The organism is Paenibacillus mendelii, from assembly GCF_024498075.1.
GTDB classification, from domain to species: Bacteria; Bacillota; Bacilli; order Paenibacillales; family Paenibacillaceae; genus Paenibacillus_Z; species Paenibacillus_Z mendelii.
Window position 1 is genome coordinate 120,956 of the sequence record NZ_JANHOF010000016.1, and the last position, 21,957, is coordinate 142,912.

23 protein-coding genes are annotated in these 21,957 nt (G+C 49.9%); 4 read left to right on the forward strand and 19 right to left on the reverse strand.

The genetic code is table 11. The annotated features are described in order from the left end of the window. Nucleotides 1-16: 16 nt before the first annotated feature. From NNL21_RS30155 to NNL21_RS30195, 9 genes are all read right to left on the reverse strand, one after another. Nucleotides 17-295: an NUDIX domain-containing protein gene (locus NNL21_RS30155; protein ID WP_204818912.1), complete on the reverse strand. Its 279-nt coding sequence runs from the start codon at nt 293-295 to the stop codon at nt 17-19. 17 nt (nt 296-312) lie between these two features. Further along, the gene (locus tag NNL21_RS30160) at nt 313-933 is read right to left on the reverse strand and encodes an NUDIX hydrolase (RefSeq protein WP_204818911.1); all 621 of its coding nucleotides are present in this window, start codon (nt 931-933) and stop codon (nt 313-315) included. 23 nt (nt 934-956) lie between these two features. Then, complete coding sequence (locus tag NNL21_RS30165; RefSeq protein ID WP_204818910.1) at nt 957-1,805, reverse strand: DMT family transporter; 849 nt, start codon at nt 1,803-1,805, stop codon at nt 957-959. Nucleotides 1,806-1,931: 126 nt separating this feature from the next. Next, on the reverse strand, nt 1,932-2,678 hold the full coding sequence (locus NNL21_RS30170; protein WP_204818909.1) for a metallophosphoesterase family protein: 747 nt from the start codon (nt 2,676-2,678) through the stop codon (nt 1,932-1,934). 40 nt (nt 2,679-2,718) lie between these two features. Continuing rightward, nucleotides 2,719-3,261, reverse strand: coding sequence for a hypothetical protein (locus tag NNL21_RS30175; protein WP_204818908.1), 543 nt, complete (start codon nt 3,259-3,261; stop codon nt 2,719-2,721). A gap of 496 nt (nt 3,262-3,757) precedes the next feature. Beyond that, complete coding sequence (locus NNL21_RS30180; protein WP_204818907.1) at nt 3,758-4,432, reverse strand: HAD family hydrolase; 675 nt, start codon at nt 4,430-4,432, stop codon at nt 3,758-3,760. Beyond that, nucleotides 4,429-4,947, reverse strand: a complete 519-nt coding sequence (locus NNL21_RS30185; RefSeq protein ID WP_204818906.1) for a P-loop NTPase family protein — start codon at nt 4,945-4,947, stop codon at nt 4,429-4,431. Before NNL21_RS30185 ends, NNL21_RS30180 begins: the two co-directional genes overlap by 4 nt. Before the next feature lie 195 nt (nt 4,948-5,142). Next, nucleotides 5,143-5,865, reverse strand: a complete 723-nt coding sequence (locus NNL21_RS30190; RefSeq protein ID WP_204818905.1) for an HAD-IA family hydrolase — start codon at nt 5,863-5,865, stop codon at nt 5,143-5,145. 64 nt (nt 5,866-5,929) lie between these two features. Further along, nucleotides 5,930-6,469, reverse strand: coding sequence for a hypothetical protein (locus NNL21_RS30195; protein ID WP_204818904.1), 540 nt, complete (start codon nt 6,467-6,469; stop codon nt 5,930-5,932). Nucleotides 6,470-6,824: 355 nt separating this feature from the next. Here NNL21_RS30195 and NNL21_RS30200 point away from each other — a divergent pair, with 355 nt between their 5' ends. Next, nucleotides 6,825-6,923, forward strand: a complete 99-nt coding sequence (locus tag NNL21_RS30200; RefSeq protein ID WP_204818903.1) for a dihydroorotate dehydrogenase — start codon at nt 6,825-6,827, stop codon at nt 6,921-6,923. Nucleotides 6,924-7,034: 111 nt separating this feature from the next. On the opposite strand, the gene NNL21_RS30205 is transcribed toward NNL21_RS30200, so the two are convergent. Genes NNL21_RS30205 through NNL21_RS30220 form a run of 3 tightly spaced genes read right to left on the reverse strand, consistent with a single transcriptional unit; the run spans nt 7,035 to nt 10,691 of the window. Then, the gene (locus NNL21_RS30205; protein ID WP_256555581.1) at nt 7,035-7,832 is read right to left on the reverse strand and encodes a Cof-type HAD-IIB family hydrolase; all 798 of its coding nucleotides are present in this window, start codon (nt 7,830-7,832) and stop codon (nt 7,035-7,037) included. Between the two features lie 53 nt (nt 7,833-7,885). After that, a complete protein-coding gene (locus NNL21_RS30210; protein WP_204818902.1) occupies nt 7,886-8,665 on the reverse strand; it encodes a pseudouridine synthase in 780 nt (259 codons plus the stop codon). Beyond that, the gene (locus NNL21_RS30220) at nt 8,640-10,691 is read right to left on the reverse strand and encodes an RsmF rRNA methyltransferase first C-terminal domain-containing protein (RefSeq protein WP_204818901.1); all 2,052 of its coding nucleotides are present in this window, start codon (nt 10,689-10,691) and stop codon (nt 8,640-8,642) included. The genes NNL21_RS30210 and NNL21_RS30220 overlap by 26 nt, the downstream gene beginning before the upstream one ends. 131 nt (nt 10,692-10,822) lie before the next feature. Between NNL21_RS30220 and NNL21_RS30225 the strand changes: the two genes are divergently transcribed. Together NNL21_RS30225 and NNL21_RS30230 are read left to right on the forward strand one after the other, a co-directional pair. Further along, complete coding sequence (locus NNL21_RS30225) at nt 10,823-11,347, forward strand: thioredoxin family protein (RefSeq protein WP_256555582.1); 525 nt, start codon at nt 10,823-10,825, stop codon at nt 11,345-11,347. Further along, nucleotides 11,344-11,910, forward strand: coding sequence for a PCYCGC motif-containing (lipo)protein (locus NNL21_RS30230; RefSeq protein WP_256555583.1), 567 nt, complete (start codon nt 11,344-11,346; stop codon nt 11,908-11,910). Before NNL21_RS30225 ends, NNL21_RS30230 begins: the two co-directional genes overlap by 4 nt. 187 nt (nt 11,911-12,097) lie before the next feature. Here the strand turns inward: NNL21_RS30230 and NNL21_RS30235 are convergent, their stop codons facing one another. The 3 genes from NNL21_RS30235 to NNL21_RS30245 are packed head-to-tail and all read right to left on the reverse strand — an operon-like array spanning nt 12,098 to nt 14,511. Continuing rightward, nucleotides 12,098-12,592 (reverse strand): DUF309 domain-containing protein, encoded by a 495-nt coding sequence (locus NNL21_RS30235; RefSeq protein ID WP_204818900.1) that lies wholly within the window; start codon nt 12,590-12,592, stop codon nt 12,098-12,100. Beyond that, nucleotides 12,592-13,395 carry a GTP diphosphokinase gene (gene yjbM, locus NNL21_RS30240; protein WP_204818899.1) on the reverse strand — a complete coding sequence of 268 codons (804 nt, stop codon included), beginning with the start codon at nt 13,393-13,395 and terminating at the stop codon, nt 12,592-12,594. The genes NNL21_RS30235 and yjbM overlap by 1 nt, the downstream gene beginning before the upstream one ends. A gap of 18 nt (nt 13,396-13,413) precedes the next feature. After that, nucleotides 13,414-14,511 (reverse strand): quinone-dependent dihydroorotate dehydrogenase, encoded by a 1,098-nt coding sequence (locus tag NNL21_RS30245; RefSeq protein ID WP_204818898.1) that lies wholly within the window; start codon nt 14,509-14,511, stop codon nt 13,414-13,416. Nucleotides 14,512-14,707: 196 nt separating this feature from the next. On the opposite strand from NNL21_RS30245, the gene NNL21_RS30250 reads away from it, so the two are divergent. Then, a complete protein-coding gene (locus NNL21_RS30250; RefSeq protein ID WP_204818897.1) occupies nt 14,708-14,848 on the forward strand; it encodes a hypothetical protein in 141 nt (46 codons plus the stop codon). 9 nt (nt 14,849-14,857) lie between these two features. Here NNL21_RS30250 and NNL21_RS30255 read toward each other — a convergent pair whose 3' ends face one another. The 4 genes from NNL21_RS30255 to NNL21_RS30270 form a co-directional block, all read right to left on the reverse strand. Further along, nucleotides 14,858-16,246, reverse strand: coding sequence for a L,D-transpeptidase (locus NNL21_RS30255; RefSeq protein ID WP_204818896.1), 1,389 nt, complete (start codon nt 16,244-16,246; stop codon nt 14,858-14,860). Nucleotides 16,247-16,333: 87 nt separating this feature from the next. Beyond that, nucleotides 16,334-17,935 (reverse strand): NHL domain-containing protein, encoded by a 1,602-nt coding sequence (locus NNL21_RS30260; protein WP_204818895.1) that lies wholly within the window; start codon nt 17,933-17,935, stop codon nt 16,334-16,336. A 13-nt stretch (nt 17,936-17,948) separates the two neighbouring features. Further along, on the reverse strand, nt 17,949-19,862 hold the full coding sequence (locus NNL21_RS30265; RefSeq protein ID WP_204818894.1) for a FecR family protein: 1,914 nt from the start codon (nt 19,860-19,862) through the stop codon (nt 17,949-17,951). Nucleotides 19,863-19,892: 30 nt separating this feature from the next. Continuing rightward, nucleotides 19,893-21,761 (reverse strand): adenylate/guanylate cyclase domain-containing protein, encoded by a 1,869-nt coding sequence (locus tag NNL21_RS30270; RefSeq protein ID WP_204818893.1) that lies wholly within the window; start codon nt 21,759-21,761, stop codon nt 19,893-19,895. Nucleotides 21,762-21,957: the final 196 nt, after the last annotated feature.

Here is a 21,957-nt window from a genome sequence, read left to right on the forward strand (position 1 = left end):
TTTAACCTGAACTTCATCAACCCGTTAAATTCCATTCTGTTGGCCATTTGGTTTGTTCTTCTAACATTTCTCTCATTGCGCATTGTTGAAGACTTTCTCCGGGTTCAAGAATACCGCCAGGCAATTCCCAATGCTGCTTCCAGTTATTAAATAAGAGCAAGAATCCGTCTGCGTTTCTTGCCACCACTAACGCATGCGTAATCGGGAAATCCAGCTTTATTTGATCTACTTGATCTTCTGCGACGACGATTAACTCCTCAAAAATATCCCCATTTTGGTTGATACAAATGGTCATTTTGAACACTCCCCATATTAGGTATTACTACTTATTAAATTAATAATATCTTTGTAATAAGAGATTCCGTGAGGAACAAAGTTATCTTTCCCTACCATTTTATTGACTGGAACCTTGGTCCCGGCATGATCGGTTTCATATCCTTTCACGTTAATTTCATCTCCCCCACCTAACCACAGTGCAAGAAAGCTCTCGAAATCGGCTCTTACAATCCCTGAAACCTCCTCTTGTTGGAGTTTAAAGTCATCAAAGGTAATTTCACTGACGTATAGAAAAACGTTAGCCAGTTCCTTATCAATAAAGTCTTCTCTGGTCACGGAGTAATGGAGAACGCCTAACGGTATTAACTGGCTCATAGCAACTTCGATACCTAACTCTTCTTCTATCTCTCGTACACCATCATTAACGGTCTCATGAGCTAACAAATGTCCAGCCGCTGTAATATCGAGCAGATTCGGATAATCCTTTTTGAATGGACTGCGAATTTGGAGATAGATATACTGTATGTCTTCCTCTCTGTGTACGAACCAACAATGGATGGCTTCATGCCAGTGTCCCAACCGATGAACTTCTTCACGCGTGGCGACCCCCAGCTCTTTCCCGTGCCCATCGAATACCTTTAATACTTCATTATTCATTCTTGTTCTCCCTTCAGTTCAACCTATCCCCATATGCCTAAAGTAATAATGCCCATCGTAATCAGGATTGATGAAATCAACCGTCTTCTGCCTTGCTTTTCCCGCAGGATGAATATTCCCATTATTGTTCCGAATACAGTCCCGATCTCACGCATCGGAGCAAGTTGTGCTAATGGTCCGAGAGATAAGGCAAATAAGAAAAGCAGGTACCCCGCAGGTGCGAGCAGTCCCCCCAGCAATATGATCCTCCAGTTGACACTCAGTTCCTTCCTTATGCCCTGCGAGGTGAACGCGGCCCACGAAAGAACCAGCAAATTCCCGACATTCGTTGCCTCATTTAACACGACGGCTGAAACATAATTTAAAGCAACCTTATCGACTACAATGTAACTGGCGATGCAGACTCCCACGGCTAATGCCAATAAAGGCGCTTTTAATGAAGGAGATTCCCGACGCTTGAAATTCAAATTACTCAACAGCGCTATTCCAACAACAATGGTGATCACACCGATCCATCCGAGTGCAGTTAACTTCTCATGAAGCAGCGAAACACCTAATAAGGGAACCAATAGCGGGCTGGTGCCTCTCATTATTGGATAGACCTGTGATAAATCCCCTACTGTATACACAGCTGCCAATAACTTGATGTATAGTCCGTGCAGGAACATGGACGCAAGTATAATCCACCAGCCTGTACTCGTTATTGAAGCGCTATCCCACTCCATGATCGTCCACGGCAAAAATATAATTATAGCCACCAGCTGGCAAAACCATAGGAAAATGTTTTTGTTCATGCTTCTCTTCGTATACAGGTTCCAGACGGAGTGAAGGAACCCTGAACCCAGCACGAGTAAGATGGCTAAACTAAACATGGTCCTAGCCCCCTTCACATGCTTAAGTTAAATCAATATTTTACCACATTTTACCTTATATCGCGTATACCCATTTAACAAAAATAACCCCCCCATATTAGAAGGGGGGCTAGAACCACTATATGCTTATGTCAGCTGCTTCAGAGCATTGTATGGATAACGCGCTGTTCGGTGCGCGTATTCAAAAGCTGCAATGTCAGGCATGTTCCGTTCTCTTGCAATCTCGAGGGCAGATTCAAGATCATAGGTTACTCTTCTTAACTGAACCGCAATGTCACTCTTATTAAAATCTACAATGGCATAACTAGCTCGATTATCGCCATCGAATAGTCCGATACTACCGCAATTGACATGCAATCGCCCTCTTCCTTGTCTTGCAAAGGCATGGTGTACATGTCCGTATAAAACTAGTTTGGTATGCTCGTATTTATTCAAGCTATCAAGCTCGTCCAATGGCGCCCATGGATACACAACATTCACCAAGGAATTAGGGCCCGCATGATACATTTCCGTAGGAACCTCTTCAAATTCGCAGGATAACTCAACCGGTAGATTGGATAACCAGATTTGATCTTCCTTCGCTGTTCTTTCACAATCATACTCATACGCACGCAACACCAGCTCTTGTTTGTAATTACTTGGCACCCAGCCGGGTTCCGGAAATTTGGTAAACATATCATCGTAATTTCCACGAATAACGGCCAGCGGCTTGAGCGATCGAACCATATGAATACACTCGCTCGGCTGAGGTCCCCGCATCACAATATCGCCAAGAAAAACAACGGCATCCGGGCTTTGACTGTGAAGGTCATGAATCACTGCTTCGAAGGCAGTTGCATTCCCATGCGTATCTGAGAGAACAGCTAGCCGCATCAACTAGTACCTCCCGATCATGTATTTTTAACAGCTGATCTTACTTCCCGATATACCTACGGATGACATCTTCATCCCAGAGCTGAACCTCAATATATCTTTCCGGTCCTTGATCCCCGAGCTTGTTCCATTCCTGCGGGAATCCAAACTCCGCTATGACATCGATTATTTCATTCTTGGTATAGACTTGTTTACGATAGGGTTTATTGTCTGTATATCTCATAGTTGGGAACAGATCTCCGTAGGTAAAGCTGATGGAATCTTCATTCCATTCATCCCAGCTCATCGATAAGCTGCTTGGGTTGTTGAACCAGGATTCTAGCCAGCTGCAAGCTCCCAATGTCATATAATGCGGGAACGAGTTCTTCGGTTTTCCTCCCTTAGCCATGAATAAATCACGTGCACGACTCTCCAATTCTCTGCGAATGGTCAAATAATCGGATGATCGCTGGCTCGCGAATGTCTTCCCTTCTTGTCTGATCTGATTCGAGATCTCATCAGCCTTTTCTGGTGATAGGCTGGACAGATTTCGGAACGGTCCAATCTCTTTCTCATAATAGTGGTATAGGAAATAGGATGTCATAGCGTTCCACACGACAGATCCTTAAAGTAGGATAGCTTCGTGTCCTGCCATTCCGGTTTTATGATGCTGTAGTAAATATCATCTCGCCCTTCCCCATTTGCATTCATATAGTTATGCCTGAATATCCCTTCTTGTTTCGCTCCAAGCTTCAACACAGCTCGTTGAGAGCGTATATTCTCGGAATCCACACTAAATTGAACTCTTCTAAAATCCATCGTCTCGAAAACATATTGAAGCAGCACTTATTTACAAGCTTGATTAATGCCACTGCCCCGGTACGGTTTGCCGTACCAGGTCCACCCAATTTCAAGCCGCTTGCTGTCAAAATGAATATTTCCGAGTCTCGTTGTCCCGGCAACCCGATCACAGTTCTTATCTATGACGATAAACGGATAACCTAGCTTTTGAACTCTTACACGAGCTGTTCGTGATAGATACGCGTGAGGAATGGATTGGATAACCCCTTCTTTGCATTTCATGCAATATGATACGGATTTTATAGCAAGTCTCGTACTTCGATCAGATCTTTGCAAATAAAGTCCGGTTTCGCGCCTTCTGGCAATGGTTTGTTTAGTCGATTTAACCAGACCGCTTGAATACCAATGCTTTGAGCTCCTTCAACATCACTTGTAATGGAATCACCGATATGGATCACCTCATCAGCAGATAGATGGCTTCTCCTCAAGGCCTCCACGAACAATTCCGGTCTTGGTTTGTAGGCTTGCACATCTTCACTGGACAGCACATCCGTTACCTGAATACCATGATAATGTACGGCCTCCCTAATATCAGAAGCATCAATATTAGAAAGAATGTACACCGGTATACCATGCAGCGCTTCTAAGAATGGCTGGGTATCTTCAAATAATTCGGGCTTGGTCCAGTGGTCGAATTGATGTTGTATCATTTCCCCAGCCACACAGCTCGATTCAAATTTCACGATGGTTTTTTCCAGAGAGTTCAGCACCAGTGTTCGTTGTGTTTGAAATAACTCACCGTGACTTTGCTGAAACGTATTGGTAAATTCATTCCACCAATACCCTCCAATATCCCGGGCTCTGCAATCTACCGCCGCGTTTGTTTTGATTTGTTCACATATGCCAGCGATTATGCGATCATCCTCATGCACCAACGTTCCGTAGAAATCAAGAAACACAGCCTTGAACTTCAAACAATCAGCTCCCGAGATGGGTCTTTTAGCAAGACCTTATTACTGTTGCATACAATCAGTTTTTGTTTATGCGCGGCAAGCATTTCAAAGATTTTAATCTTGTTTGTCTTATCGAATCTATGGTTCCATTTTAACATTTCGATTAGACCTTTAAAGGTTTGTTTGTAATTGGATCTCTCCAGCCCTGTTCGCTGTTTCACAAAACGAGAGATAATTCGAATCGCTCGTTGAAAACGTTTATGATCGAGATAGATAATCACATCGGCCTCTTCAAAGCTTCGAGCCACCCACTTATAATAAACCCCCTCTACAATCCACTGTTCTCCCATCAGTATTTCCTCAAGTAATTGATCACGGATCTCCGGAGAATTCTTCCCGCCAAACTCCACTTGATCGTTCCACATCACATTATCCAGTTCAAAGTATGGGATTTTATACTGACTGGATAGCATTCTAGCTAGATAAGATTTACCGCTTCCCGTTGATCCAATAATATGAATCTTCTTGTTGGACATGATGTCCCATCCTTATTCTCATTTTGGTGGCAAAAAGTACGTTACCACTCCATGTTCATTAAGGAACTCGAGTCTGGGCATATCGTCAGCTCCGATGACCATTCGAATTCGTTCTTTTTCTTTTGAATCATATAACCGCACGGCCACTAGAATTGTCCATTTGTAATCCCCCTTCTTGTAGATAGATGGATTATATTACTTTCCGAGAGGAGTTTGTGAGGTCGGCGGTATGACTTGCCTGGATAATTCTCCTGCTCTTCTACTGGCTGCAATCCGTTCTTCTCTGCCTTCAATTTGCTTAATCATATCAATAGCTGTCTCAACATTCGTTATGACATAGCCTGTCGTTTCAAAGCCATCCGGCATTTCGATAAATCGCTTTACTCGTGTTAAAAAATAAATGCGGTATGAATCAAATTCTTCCCAATACCAGCAAGCGAAAGGGCCCATTGCTTTCCCAGGCAAAATATCAATTTCCCGATCACCAATAATCAGATCCATACGGTTTCTATGATGAAGATACACATAGGATGCCGGATCCGGCTTTTTCGGGAAGCCATCGTCACCGGCAACGATATCCACAAAATAATGTGTCCATCCATAATATTCAATCAATTTGTTTACTTCGCTGCGGTTTTTATGAGTCATAATGACGTTTCTGTTTGCTCTCTGCAGTATGGCCTCAACGTCTGTAAAGGGCGGGGTTTGTTCGGGTTGTAAATGCTCTTCCAATCTAAATATTTCTTTAATCTGCGATTCGGATAGGTTGAAGTGTCTTGCTGCATGTGTAAACGATATTTTCAACTTAGAAAAAATGACTTCGTCATCTATTTCATGATCTAATATTTCTTTGAAAATGGTCGTATAGGCCGGATATGTATCAAACAAAGTACCATCGAAATCCCATAGTATATTCACTTCCCGACCACCCTCTAATGTCTATTTTTCCTTTCACAAGTCGCACAGCACAACGGTGCCAATTCTACGAAATACTCTCAGGTACATTTCGTCGATAGATTTCATTACCTTCTCGATCAATGACAATAAGTCCTGAAACAAAGTTCAGATCAGTGGCTTGTACAGGTACCAGAGCAACATAATACTCTCCTTGGGGTATGTTCAATTCGTATTGCCCGTCTTCAATATACGCTTTGATCTTTCCTATGTTTTGGTCATTACGCCCGGCCGTGAACAGATATTGCCCTTCACTGGTTTCAACAATTCTTTCACGTATATCATTGGTTCCGTATCCTGCAGATTCGAAGGCGTACTTGTTGTTCAACCCTCTCTTCAGCTCACCTGAGCCTACGGTAGATCCCATAGTAAATACGAAAAATAATTTATTATCCACAACCTGGATCTCATGAGTTTTAATCTCAGCCTTCAAGCTCTCACCCACTGCAGAATCAATGCCTGCCAAGGTTCCTTCTATAGCGTATTTCTGAGAATAATTTCGGTATACGAAAAAGGTGACTAGCAATAAAAAGACAACGACCATAATTCCCCTGCGATAATTCTTCATTCCTAAACTCCTTTGTTTTCAATCATTATGTTCCGAACAGACTCGGAATGACTTCTTTTTCCAGTACCTTCGTTATTTCGACACGTCCACTCCTAGTTCCTTGTGCTTTACTGATTTAAAGCCGTAACGAACCAGTCCAGCGGCCAATGTCCTTCCCCGGCAAGCCTCTCCCGTAAACCATACGCATGTTCTGCGTTTGCGGCCCGGACATTTGCCCAAATCGGAGTAACCCGGGATATATGTCCCTGTCAATTGATCTCGAAAATCATATTATACTTTATACCGGGTGCCGAGACCTGACAACAGAGATGCAATAGCACGGTGCCGGGAGCTAACAAGTCAGGGAGGAATTCGCATGTCCGGTGTAGGCGGCTATGGCGGTTTCACTTCAGTCGGCGTAATCCTAGTTCTATTCATTCTGCTGGTCATCGTATCCCGCGGAATATTGTACTAATTCAACACATCGACGATAATGTAAAAACCGCCGGAGGGCTCCCCCTTCGGCGGTTTTGCATTTCGCGATTATCAATAATACACCATTTACGGTTCAATCATTTTGCTTTCTTCACCAAGCATAGGAACGAAGTGCATGAGCAACGCCATTCTCTTCATTGGACAAGGTCAGCTCTTTCGCTGCCGCTTTCACGCCATCCGGCGAATTGGCAACGGCCACACCCAGCCCGGCAAAGGTGAGCATCCCTACATCGTTAAAATAATTCCCGATCGCCATGACTCGACTAGGATTGACACCGCGCAGCATGGCAAGCTGTTTCAATGCATCGCCCTTGCTCGCTTCCGGATGCTGTACATCGATAAAGAAGTCCCCGCTCCGGATATGCTGCAGTCCGTGCGTCCAGCCGTTCCAGGCCATTTCGACGGAATCCATTGCTTCTTTCTCACCGAATACGGTGAATTTCACAAGATCAGCAGGAAGCGGGAGCGATATGTCACGGAGAATCGGTGTTATTTTGTAGCCGCTGTACATTGCTGCCACTTCGGTAGACAGCTGCCCCTCCACCAACAGTTCGAAAGCCGTATTCACGTCAAAATGATGTCTTCCCTCGCGGCAGAACATCATGAATCGCTCCAGCTCAGCTATGTTTATTTCATATTGATGCAGAACTTTTCTACTCTCTGCATCAATAGTAGCCGCTCCGTTATGGGTAATGATCGTGCCGGATAATCCAAGCTCCTCAAGAACGGGAATGGTGTTCATCGGCCCTCTGCCCGTACAAAGCACAATCTCCGCACCGAGGTGCGCTGCTTCGCGTACAGCATCCCGCGTTTCTGTCATCAGCACATGCGCATCCGTTAGGAGCGTTCCATCTACATCCAGTGCAATGATGTCATAATTCAATCCCATGCTGTTATTCCCCACTTTCTATAAGTCCAATTCAACCTCTGATACTCGGCCACTTAGTCTTTCTTGGCCTTCTTCGGCGCTCGTTTCTCATCACGGATCACCATGAGCTGCGCAAGCTCCAGCTCGGACAAGGGCCGATAAGCACCTAGCGGTAGCTCCGGATCGATCGTCAACGGACCCATCGCAATACGGCGAAGATAGACAACCTTCTTGCCGACCGCTTCGAACATCCGCTTCACTTGATGAAATTTGCCTTCATGAATCGTTAAGGAGATCCGGCTCTTAACCGCAGACGAGTCATCGGACACCTTCTCTCGAATCACCAATCGGGCTGGCAGCGTCTTGTATCCATCCTCCAGCGTTACACCGGCTTGGAAAGCCTCGATGTCCGCTTCCCCAACGTCGCCGAGTACGTCCGCTTCGTAGGTTTTGGGTACATGCTTCCGCGGCGATAGCAGCTCATGTGCCAGCTGTCCGTCATTCGTGAGCAGCAGCAGCCCTTCGGTATCCTTGTCCAGCCGGCCGACCGGGAAAGGCTCAAGCACCCGGTCTTCCGGATCCAGCAAATCGATGACCGTACGGTCGCGAGCATCCTCCGTTGCCGATACGACACCCTGCGGTTTATTAAGCATAACATAGATAACATCACGGTAGACGACTTGTTCGCCATTATAGACGACGACCGCCGTCTGCGGATCGAGCGTGAGCCCGCTATCTTTGACCCGTACATGATCGACCGTAACCAGCCCCTGCTTGACTGCCCTTCTTACTTCACTGCGTGTCCCGAATCCCATATTCGCAAGCAGCTTATCCAGCCGCATTCGTTTCACCATGGTCACTTCCACCTCCAACCAGCTGCAAGCTCGTTTTTAAGCAGCCCGTCACCATTGTATTTGCCCCATCCAATCGGATAGCCATCCTCGCATACGAGAACGTATCCTTTGTTATGTTCGAACCTTTTCGTGCGGTCTTGCGCTCGTCTTCCTCTTGCCCTTCATTCAGGCTATCAGCTGACATCGAACGCACCAGACGCGAGGCTTCGATAGACAGCGTCTCGCCTTTCAAATATCGCAGCGTCGCTTCTTCCTCCGAGTCAAAGCGTATCGATAACAAAGCTTCCTCCGCGCGCAGCCCCATCGCGAGCGCTTGCGATGGTTCGAACCGGTGCGGGCCGGCTTCGCCAAGGTACCAGCCCGCCCGCACAACGCGCAGCCCGTCCAGCGGCGGCACGCCGGCCGGCTGCAAGTAAACCCGCGAACCGTACGCGATCAACGCGCCGGTCCACTGCTCAGCGCCGATCAACTGCTTGGCGGCAAATTCCCGCCAAGCCCCTACCGGATCGGCGGCCTCCGCGCCTCGCGCAGCAGCCTTCCGCTCAAGCGGCGGCTGCCCGCGGCGGCCGGTCCCCAGGCGCTCCTGCTCCGCACGAAGCACCTGCCCCCGCGCTCGCTCGCCGCGCTCCCGACCACTTCGCTCACTTTCACCACGTTCGCTCTCGCCACGCTCCCGGCCGCCTCGCTCACTTTCACCACGTTCGCTCTCGCCGCGCTCACTTCCACCGCACTCGCTCCCGCCGCGCTCACTTCCACCACGTTCACTCCCGCCGCGCTCACTTCCACCGCGCTCCCGATCGCTTCGCTCACTTTCACCACGTTCGCTCTTGCCTCGCTCACTTCCACCACGTTCGCGCTCGCCGCGCTCCCGGCCGCCTCGCTCACTTTCACCATGCCCCGCTTCCATATCGCTGCGTGTCACCACCGCGTTATGGCCAGTATATCCGCCTCCGTCAGCATGGTCCGTCTCCGCATCCGAAGCTCCGCGCTTACGCAGCACAGCGGCATAATGGCCTTCGCCTTCTGTCAGATGCGGCCATAGCCGTACCGTCCCGGCTATGCTCGCTTCACGGCTGCCACCCGAGAGGCCCACATGCAAGCTCCCGGCGAAGCTTGCCGCTTCTCCTGCCTGCCCCCGGCCGGGCTCATCACCTTGCAGGGCTTGACCTAATTCTGCAGCCTCCATCGCTGCAGTCGCCAGCCATTCGGGTCTACCCGGTGCCCAGCCGTGGGCGAGAGCCACCGGTACAACCTCCAGCTCCGGACAACGCTCGAGCAATGCCGCGATTTGGGCTTCATTCTCCTCCGGGGAGAACGTGCACGTCGAATAAACCAGCGTACCTCCGGGTGCCAGCATCTCTGCTGCATGCAGCAGGATGTCGCGCTGCATCTTCGAGCAGCGCTCCACCGAATGACGCTCCCATTCGGCAATCATCGATTCATCCTTGCGGAACATCCCTTCGCCGGAGCAAGGCGCATCGACCAGAATGCGGTCGAACCAGCCAGAGAATAGCTTGGCAAGCGACGCCGGTTCTTCGTTGAGGACGATCGCATTGCGGACGCCGGCGAGCTCAATGTTTTTCGCCAATACCTTCGTCCGTTCCCGGGCATTGTCATTGGCTACCAATACGCCCTGCCCTTGCAGTCTAACCGCCAGCTGGGTTGACTTGCCGCCAGGCGCGGCGCATAAATCGAGCAACCGGTCACCCGGTTGAACGTCAAGCAGCTCCGCCGGCACCATCGCGCTCGGCTCCTGAATGTAATACAGCCCGGCATGATAATGCCGCTGCTTGCCAGGGCGGTCGGCCTCATCATAATAATAGGCGCTGTCTGCCCATGGAACAGGCGTTAACCTGGACCCCATTGGCGAGAGCGCTGCGAAAGCATCGGCTTTCAGCTTAAGTCCGTTCACGCGCAAGCCGTACTTGCGCGGTTTTTCATAGGAGGCAAGGAAGGCCTCATACTCGTTTCCAAGTAGAAGCCGTTTCATTTTTTCCGTAAATGATTGAGGCAGCGTGATGCCCACGTTCTAATTCCTCCCGCAATATCTAATGCCGTCCTCACAGAATCGTCATTTTTAATATTCATTCGCTTTATTGTATAATAAAGCCGTTAGCTTGAACAATTATAATCTTATGTCGGAGGAGATCGCCGTCCATGAAGAAGAAGTCCAAGATGAATAAGCCCATTATATTCATCGGCATTATCGTCGTGCTTTTCGCATTAATTTTCGTACTAAACAATTCCAACAAGAACGCTTTGTACGGTAAGAGCTCATCCGATTTGAATCCGGCAACAAGGGAATTACTGGATGACCCCAATTATCAGAACATTATTCTGCCCGGTGACCTAGCCGATATGAAGAAAAACAAAGAAGATTTCTTCGTCTATTTCTTCTCTTCGGATTGCTCGCACTGCCGCTTCACAACACCACAGCTTACTCCGCTGGTCAAGGAGCTTGGCGTCGATATGAAGATGTTTAATCTGCTCGAGTTCCGTGAATACTTTGGCAAAGAAAACATTGAATTCACGCCTACCCTCGTCTACTTCAAGGATGGTGTACAAGCTGAAAGACTTGTAGGCGGCCTGAAAGAAGAAGGTACCGACAGCGGATATTCCTTAGACGATTTCAAAGCTTTCTTCGAGAAGTATAAAACTTCGGAGGGCGGCAGCGCCAAATGAACAAGCACAGCGATCCCAACAACGTAATGAGTTCCGAACGCAAGTCCACTGAACCGATTCCGGATGGTTCTGGCCACTCGAATAGCGAGGCGCGTCAGAAGCGTTCCGCAATCCGGTTGTTATTCATCATCGCCGCGGTAACGATTCTTACGGTCTTTATATTGACGGCCTGCGGCAATGCAAGCAACAATAGCACGCATATGCACGGTTCGGAGACGTTCGAGACGACGGATTCATTCGACCAGCGGCCGGCTTTTCTAGCCGACTATAGCAATTTGACACGCACTCTATATGCTGAGGCAGCCAACCTCGGGGATATATTGAAGCAAATCAACTGTTATTGCGGCTGTATGGATGAAGAGGACAAGATGCATGATAGTCTTTACCGCTGCTACATAGCAGAAGAGAAGGATGGCAAGGTCACCTGGACCGACCATAGCGCAGGCTGCGGCATCTGTCTGGAGGAAGTGCAGGATATCGTCAAGCTGCATAAGGAAGGCAAGAGTGTCGATCAAATTCGCAAAGCGATTGACGACAAGTTCAAGCCGGACAGAATCAGCTAATTTCATATGGATCATTGGAACACCCCCGAATTGCTGGCTGCAGCAGGTCGGGGGTGTTTCGTTTACACGCGATATATACGCCTAGCGGAAGCCGCGGCCATGGTTTCACCTATTCACGTTTCCAATCCTGAACGTAAAAAAGAAGCTGAATCAAAGGTTGCGCCCTTGATTCAACTCCTTCCGCTCATCACTCTGTATCCTCCCCGTGGAGTCGCTGCTCAAGCGGAATTTGCGCCATTGCCGCGACTTCCTCCATCAACCGCTCGTCTACGATATGCAGCCGAAAGGGAATGAACTCCGGCGGCTGGCTCCCGGATTTCTCGCCTTCTTCAACCCATGCGTGGAGCGGGGCGAGACAACGGGCGCCGTCCGCCCGCAGCTGCCGCAAGTCAAGCCCCATAGCTTGATCCGGATACTGGGAAAGCTTGTTCTCTGCGTGGGTAAACAGCTTGACCGCACCCGAGTAGTTGCCGTTCCGCCAATGATAGAGAGCTACAGCCGCCTGAAGCAAGCCTTGATACATCCGGTTGCGGCCTTCCTCCAGCCATAGCTCCTCCATCACCTCGTGGCACTCGAAATAGTCCTCGTCCACATTAAACAGCACGACGAAGTGAATGAATTTCTCGTCATAGGCCTGCTCTGTCCCCTTCAGTCCAGCCTCTTGCCCATCCGCCGCCGGCATTAGGCATCACTGCCTCTCTTCGCCCTTTCAAGCGATTTGGCGAGATCGTCTGCCAGCTTCCGGATTGCGTACGTATCCTCGTTCTCCCACAGCTCATTGAATTTCAGCTGGAACTGTACCGCTTCCCTCACGCGGCGGAAAAAATACAGCTCCTGTATATTGCTCAGTACATTAGATACGATATTCGATTTTTTCTCGAAATCGACCTGTGCGTCCAGAATTTCATGCCTAATATTCGACATTTCTGTATCAAGCAGAGAAGCCGCTTCCGCTGCTTTTTTCAACCGCAGCCTGACATCCTCGGGAAGGCTCTCTTTATATTTGTAGTTCAGGGAATGCTCGATCGTTGCCCAGAAATTCATCGCTAATGTCCGAATTTGTATTTCAGCCAGCACATTCTTCTGGCCAAGTCCCGTCTGAACCGGATATTCCACGATCATGTGATAGCTTCGATAGCCGCTATCCTTGAAATTCGTAATGTAATCCTTCTCGTATACAAGCGTTAAATCCTTGCGTGAGCGAATCATGCCTGCTACCTGGTGGATATCGTCTACGAACTGGCACATAATGCGAATGCCCGCAATGTCTTCAATCCCCGTCTCAATCCGCTCCATCGGCACATTTAACCGCTTGGCCTTATCCAAGATACTGGAGACCCGCTTCACCCGTCCGGTGACGAATTCCATCGGTGCATAGGCTTCGCGCGTCTTCAGCTCCGTTCGAAGCGTCTTGAATTTCACTTTCAGCTCTTCAACCGCTTGTTCATAAGGCTGTAAAAATAAAGACCAATCTCTGCCGTCCATTCAGCTGCCTCCTGTCCGTTAACGGTGATCTGCGCCGACCGCTTCCGCGATCGACTTCATACCGTCTCTTCTCAGCCGCTCCTTCAACCCGTTTGCCAGAATGCGGAGCAGCTCCGGTCCGCGGTAAATAAGCGCCGTGTAGATTTCAATTAAGCTTGCGCCGGCGCGAATTTTATCGTATGCGTCGTCCGCAGTAAAGATACCGCCGGAACCAATAATGGGCAGTTTGCCTCCGGTTTGCCGATATACCTCGCGAATGACCTCCGTAGACCGCTGGGTTAACGGTTTTCCGCTTAGTCCCCCCGTCTCGTTGGCATTCGGATGAGTCAGCCCGTCACGGCTAATCGTCGTATTCGAAGCGATGATGCCGGATACACCGCTCGACGCTATCGTATCAACGGTGTAGCCGAGCTGTTCGCCTGTCATGTCCGGCGCAATCTTAACTAACACCGGCTTAAGCGGTCCGCCTTGCTTTCTTGCTTGAACACCCATTTCCTCCATAACCGTAGCCAGCAGCAGCCGCAGCTCATCACCATGCTGCAGTGCACGCAGGTCCGGTGTATTCGGGGAGCTGATATTCACGACGAAGAAGTCGCCATAAGGATACAGCGTCTGCAAGCACGCCCGGTAATCCTCGTGGGCTTGATCGTTCGGAGTCAGCTTGTTCTTGCCGATATTAACGGCGATTGGAATCTGCCGCTTCTTCCCTTGTGCCAGACGCTTAGCCATCGCCTCAGCACCTTCATTGTTGAAGCCCATGCGATTGACGAGCGCTTCGTCAGTTGGGAGTCTAAACAACCGGGGCAGCTCGTTACCCGCCTGCCCTTTGGGCGTGACCGTGCCGACCTCGGCAAAGCCGAACCCGATGTTGGCAAACATATCGACAGCCTTGGCATTCTTGTCCAGACCGGCCGCCAGACCGATTGGATGAGGGAAGTGAAGCCCGAATAAATCGACGGCCAGCTCGGGACTTTCTTCTACGCCATACATGGATCGCATCAAGCCCGGTATGCCTGGCACCCGCTCGGCTGTATGCAGGCCGTCGATGACCAAGTGATGGGCTTTCTCCGGATCGATGCGGAATAATAATGGCTTGGCCATTTTGGAATACAACAACGTACTTCACTCCGTTCTTCTAGTTAGCTCTACGACACATTTTATCTTTTTCTAAGGCAAAAAGAAAGAGCCCGGGATCGCCGCGCTTCAGGCATTCCCGGGTTCGTGTAAGGTCAAACCGGTATTGCGGCCTATCCCGTAAACGGTTACAATGATAGTAAATGTTCGATTATATGAAATAGAGAGGTTGATCGGCATGAGCCAAACCAAGAAAAAGCCACCCATGATGAAAGCCAAGCAGAAGGAAACCATTAATAAGAAAGCTTTAATGTGGATCATAGCCTCATTCGTTGTCGTCGTTATTCTGATGACGCTGCTGCTTATTCTGGATAAATAATTCTCACGGTTACGATAACCAACGGTATACAACAGCGGGGTTCGTCTCGTCCTGCGTCGGCTGCAAACGGAAGCGTTTGACAGGCGGCTGCGGTTCTTCGGGAAGGACGCCGCTTTTAATATTCACCTTGGTTCCAAGCGGCACCAAGTCATACAGCTCCTCAACATCCTCTTTCCCCATCCGAATACATCCATGGGATTCGTCCTTCCCGATGCTGTCAGGCTCATTCGTCCCATGAATCGCGTACAGCGTACCGGATAGCGTCATGCCGCGGCTTCCAAACTCACCATCGTCCTTGCCGTTCGGGTTTTTCACTTTCTCGCTGATATAGAAGTTACCGGGAGGGGTCTTCTCCCCGCCTAATCCAACCGGATAACTGCGGACGATCACATCGCCGCTTACAACGGCCAGCCGGTGCGTATCCATATCGACGACGATCGATAACGGAGCTCCCGGCAATTGATCCGCTCCTCCATTTGGCAGCGTATCCCTGCTTGCGCTATTCATTTGACCCGCTTCGGATGAAGCACCCACTTCACCGCTGCCCGGCAGCGCCTTCATCGTCTGCAGCATCGCAGGAAATAGCTTTCGCATTCCTGCCGTTCCGCCAGAGATTACATTATTAGGATAAGGACGTATCAGATCCTCGATTGCGGTTGGCCACTTGCCGTAGAGCTCCCGGTATTGCGATATCGCACTGGAAAGCGTCCAGCGCTCCTCCTGCATCCCGCTCCAGCTGTTCCACTTCTCGAACGCTTCCGTTGCATCCGACGGCTGGCACTCGCATACGCCCGAGTCATGCATTTGAATTTGATAAGCTTCGCCCTCGCCCTGCTTGCGGGTGGATAGCAGGATACGGGTATCTCCTGTCCAAGAGCGCCAGCTGCCCAGCTGCTCCAGCATGACCGATAATCCGTAATCAGAGGGCTTGGATTCCCCTTCGAGCAGCAGCTCGAGCGACTTTCCCAATGGCCGGTTCACAGCCGGGTTCATCAGTACGACTTGCATCTGTTCCTTCATTCCATTCTGAGTCTGCTCGCCACCTAAAGCCGCCTCCATGCTATCTTCGCCGGGTAGGCTCGAAGGCCCCATGTGGGGAAGAGCCATTAATCCGCCCAACAACAGAACAGCAATAACGATCGAGCGGCGGAACAGAGTGCGAATGCGCCGCTTACGGTTCCACACTTGGATCATTTGCTGCGGACCCTTAGCCATAGGATGCTGCTTGCGTTCATAAGCTTCGTAGATACTTCCGGCTTGAAGGAAGCAATAATTGGCTTTGGCGTCTTTCCCTTCTAGCACATATTGCTTACCGAGTAAGTACCATGCCATCCGGTTGTCGGGATGGTTCTGTACATATTGTTTCAAATAATTCATATTGTCGCTTCGTTCTTCCATCCTGAACCTCCAGCACAGCATATTAGGTACTATATCGGCAAATGGCCGCCCGATTTCGCATCGGACGGCCATTTTTTAATATTTTTTTTAATTTACGGATGTAAGAACTTTATCTCGCAGCAGTACGGCGCCAATTTCTGGCAGCCATTGCACATCCAGACCGATTTCTTCAGCGAAGAACCGCACGGGCAGGAACAATCGGTTTAACTTATTGAACGGTGCTTTCTCCACATGTATCGTCTGCCCGGCCTGACCTTCATTCTTCTTCAGGATGGCTTTGGATCCCGCTTCGAGGATATAGCTTACTGTTCCTTTCGTGAGAACAGTCTTCCCCTTAGCATATTGAACCTTGAAGCCAAGCTTCTCGGTTAGGATCCGAACCGGAACGAAGGTCGTGCCATTCACGGCATCAGGAGCCGAATCGGATTCCAGAACCTGATGATTATACAGCAGATGAATCGCCGACCCTGCACTCAAGCCGGCAGGAGCCGTATAAGGCTTCAGGATGCGTACCCGGTTGTTGCCCGCATCTGCAATACCGTATGCACCGTCACCCATCCAGACCACATCTGTCGGCGTGTTCAATTGCGCTGCAGAGGCGATTCCGTCCACCTTGCCAGTTTCTTCAGGCGTTCCGGCAACGGTTGTTACACGGCCATCCTTCAAATAACGGATAACATGATTAAGTGAATCGGCAATCAGGAGTCCGCCATCAGGCGAGAGCGCAAGACCGCGCGGCGCATTGAATTTCGCTTTCGAGGCGCTTCCATCGGCGTAACCTCCGCCTGCAAATGTCTCGCTGGTACCGTATGCAACCGGCTTATCTTCAGCCCCGCCGGCTACCGTCGTTACCGTCCCCTTGGCGAAATCGATGTAACGAATCCGTTGATTCCCGGTATCGCTGACATATAAATTCCCCTTGGCGTCCAGTGCCAGACCGCTAGGTTCGTTAAACTTCGCTTGATAGAGCGGGCCGTCCTTAAAGTCCCCGGCATTCTCCACAACACCTGGAAAAACCTCAACGACCCGTGTCGATGGCGCATTAAGTGTCGTTACCTTACTGCCTTCGATCTTGCGAATGACATGATTCAACGTATCCGCGACATAGACAACCTGATCCTTCGTAACAGCGAGATCCAGCGGGTTGTTGAACCGCGCTTCCTCGCCCGCGCCGTCCTTCAAACCGATTAATCCGTTGCCGGCCAGCGTCTTCACTTCACCGCTTCCATCGATAACCCGCACAGCATGATTCCCTGCGTCTGCTATGAATAAGGCGCCGGAGCCATCCTCGGCGAGTCCCGCCGGATGATTGAATGCCGCTTCAAGCAGCTTCCCGTCATTCAGCGCGCCAAGCGGCGAATTATAATCATCCATGCCAATATCCAGGCCGGCCATGGTCGTGGTTCCCTTGGCTCCTACTGAGCGCAATCGTTGATTGCGCTTGTCGGCCGTCAACAAGGTCCCTTCCTTCGCAAAGTATACTAACGAGGTCGGCTCACTGAATGCGGCATTCGCGCCGTCGCGAAAACCGGCTTCGCCGGTCCCGGCTGCTGTGTGTATCTCGTAGAGCGGCTTACTTTCCAGCAGCGAATCCTTTGTTACGCCCGTTTCGGCTGACGCTGCCCCCATAGTACTAAGAGCCAGCGATGCCGCCAATAAGGATGCTGCCAATAATTTCACAGACTTCATCGATCATTACTCCTTATACAAGTGGAATAGGATAGGTAGATACCCCGAGCTTAATAGCATTTGTGCTATAAATGGTGTTAATTATATTGCCTTGCTTGTCAATCGCTTTAATCGATCTGATTTTGAAGTTTACATCCATAGTAGTTGACTCGCTCGTTTCAGGATTCAATGGCACGATATCGAAAGGCAGCTTCAGAACGGTCGTCTCTCCGCTCGTCGCAACCCCGTTGCCCGCGAATTTCAGTACGGAATATTTCAACCCACCGGATCTATTTTCATTCCAAACCGGACTCAACTGGTCCACACTCTCTGCCAACGGGTTATCATTTCCTTCGATCTCTACTTTGAAAGGGCCATCTTCCCGGACACTCGTATATTCCGGGAAATTATTAAAGCGGTACTCGTTCTCTTGATTAAAGATAGCATTCTCATAATCCAGTTCAATCTCAAACCCGTATACATTCGAAGAACCCGTGAAGCCGTCAAGCTTCACTTCCAAATCGACCGTATAGAAAGGTTCACCCGTGAGGACATCGCCGGAATTCAAACCGCCACCGAATGCAAGCTTCGCGCTTGGCGTGCTAGGCGTTACTTCACCTGGGCCTGAACCAGAGCCTGGCCATAAGACGCCTGGAGTCTGGGTTGGCGGCTGAGCATCCTTCTTCTCTTGCTCGCGTTTCTTCTGCTCATCTTCGAATTGCTGCTTGGCCTGATAGTCCAACGCTTGCTTGAACGCTTCTTCCGCTTTCTTGCGCTGTTCTTCGAGTATACGTTCGTTCTGCTCCTTGATTCGCTCCTGTTCCTTCTTCAGCTTATCGAGCAAATCCTTATTTCGCGATTCTTCCTTTTTCTTTTGTTCTTCTAATGCTTTCTTCTTCTCCTCTTCCCGCATCTGCTGAAGCTCCTTCTGCTTCTTCTTCTCTTGCTCAGAGAGCTCCAAAGGTTGTTTCTTGTTCAGGTCGATTAGCTTTGACTCCGCTGCCTTGTTTACCTCATCAATGATTTGATCCATTTCCGACTTCGAGATCTTGCCGGCATCTATGGCTTGCTGGGCGATTAAGGATAAGAGCGCTTCAAAATTATGCTGCATCCGGTCTAAGTCAGCCTGCAGAGCTGGCTGGTTCTGCCCCGGCAGTTGTCCGCTGGCCAGCTCCAGCTTCCACTTCGCCAACTGCTGATCCTGCTCTTCGCGAATAGACTGGGCAGCCATAAGAATTTGCTGGATGATTTCCGGGCTTGATGACGAAATGAGATCAGCGATATCGATGACTCCCTGCGACGAACGAACGCCTTGATCGATTGGAGTCAGAATGATTTGCTGCGTCGGCATAATGGGGACCTGCTGCTGCAGCCTTTGCGTAACGGGAGAGTTCCAGTGCGTCCGGTCGACAACTGTTTGCACGACACCGGCAAATACCGTCATACTCGTCATGCCGGTCAATGGATCTACCCCGACTAAGAATTGGGTTCCGCGAACACCCATAATGGACGTCGGCGTCTCCACCTCGAACTGGTCTGCGGCATTGGAGACCGACTTCACCTTCAGCCACAATGATCCAGCCCAGATGTTCATTTTTGTTTTCGTGCTGTTCGCGTCCTTCAGCTTCGAGAAAGTGACTTGCGCATTAGCGCCAATCGTAACGCTATCCTGATCGGCTTTATCACTTGCAAGCTCCAGCTGGACGCTGCTGTCTTTGCCGGTGGCGATTTGATCGCCCTCGTTTAAGCTCATATTCTTAAAGGCTTTGAACGATTTGGTGCCGCCCGATTTCATGACATTCACGGTACCCTTCAACGACTTCACGATCGCAACGCGCATGACTTGTGCGGATGCCTTGCCTGAACCCGCAAATAGAGCAGCCGGTCCGGCAAACAGAGCCAAGCATAAAGCTAGTAATAGAACCTTCATACTCTTTCTTCTACCCATGGTTCTGATATCTCCCTTCAATCTTCAACATTAGGAACGAGCTTTAACGGCTGCTTCACCGATTACCTCTGTAACAAGAACGGGATGCTCCTTCCCCTTCACCTTGATTTCACCGATGCTCACGGTATCGAACAAGTCTCCAACCCGGGCTAACGTCTCTTCACTGATGAGAATTTGACCCGGCTTCGCGTTCGCTTCCAAGCGGGCAGCCAAGTTTACCGTATCTCCGATGGCTGTATAATCGAGCCGCAGCGCTTCCGAACCAATATTCCCGACTACGGCGGGACCGCTGTTGACACCGACACCGAAGCGCACCGGAACACCGATTTCACGAAGGCAGCGCTCCTCAAGCTCGGCGGACTGCCGCTTCATCTCCAGAGCGGCGCGTACGGCCAGCTCCGGATGATTTGGCAGCGTCACGGGTGCGCCGAAGATCGCCATCACCCCGTCCCCGATGAACTTATCCAAGGTTCCGTTCCATTGGAACACCGCTTTGGTGCAGATGTCCAAATATTCATTCAGCACTTGGATGACTTGCTCCGGCTCAAGCTTCTCTGACATTGGCGTAAAGCCGCGAATATCGACGAAGACGACGCTAATATCCCTGCGCTGGCCGCCGACAGTCACTTCTTCTCCCGACGCCAGCATCTCATCGACGACCGTCCTGGGAACGAATCGGCCGAATATGTTCGTAACGCGGCTTCGTTCCTTGCGCTCGGTTACGTAATGATTGACGACAGACCAGACGAAAGCAGTCGTCATGGCCAGGAATGCGTATGTAAAAGTAATAAATAACGAGAACAGCTGGTACAGTTCAATCCAGGTTAAAATAAAAATAACAGCCAGGATCCCATACGCGATAAATGTTTTTCCGCCGCGGAAACGCTCGAACAGCAGGAGCGATAAAAATGTCAAGAGCAGGATGATCGCGTAATTGACAGGCTTGCCTGTATCGGTGAAAAACTTGCCAGCCGCCAAGGATTGCACCATATTCGCATGAATTTCCACACCGTACATCTTAAGCGTCGTATTCTGCGGCGTCAGATACTCATCCTGCAGTCCCGGGGCATACGGTCCGATCAGAACGATATCGTTCATATAGAAATCCGCCGGCACTTCCCCGGATAGAAGTTCGAAGAACGATCTCGTGTCATAGCCCGTTTCCAAGCTCATTTCTTCACGCGGCTTCGTGTAGAACTCCGTCGCAACCTGATTGCGCGAATTCGCCGGAATTTGCTTATCTCCGCGATACCACTTCCCGTCGCTCTCGTTCCAACGGATTTGCTGCTCCTGATCCAGCAAATAATTGGCCAGCTTCACGCTGACGGCCGGAACCATCTCACCCTTCTTATCCAATGCCCCCAGCGTAAGCATCCGGACTATGTTATCCTTGTCCTGCATGACATTGATATGTCCGATTTGACTATCGGCGGCACCGATTGTTGAGGCCGGATAATCGATCGAATCCGTTTCCATTTCTTCAGGCTGGTCCTGCCTGGATTTGAAATTGAATACGACGGGCAGTACAATGTTCGGATACTTCTCCATCACTTCCGCCATCATCGCATCGCCGGCCGGATCTGAACCGGGCTCTGCCAGCACGATATCGAGAAAGATTGCCTTCGCGCCTGCATCTGCTAGCATCGTGATCAATTGCGCATAGAGTGAACGATCCCACGGGAACTGACCCAACTGCGCAAGAGATTCATTGTCGATTTTAATGATTTTGATTTCGCTGAAGGGCTGCCGTTCGGCATCCGTCTGCACCCTCACCATATCCCGCAGGGGCTTCTCAATCATATTCAGCGTTCCGCCGCTTCCCAGACTGAACAGGAATGACCAGAATAAGCAGATGACGATCCCTGCCGCAGCCGTCCTCAGCCACTTCTTTTTAAGCATAAAGCCCCCCTAATTCCCATACGCCGTCTCTATGAAAAAGCGACTATTAACCTACCTTCTATTCTAGATAGAATTACATCCTATGGCAATATAAACCTGTCGAACCATGCAGAAAAACCCCATTCCATGTCAATTGAAGTGCACCCCTTAGAATAGACATTGGAAAAACCCCTGGGTAAATCCGATGAAATTCTAG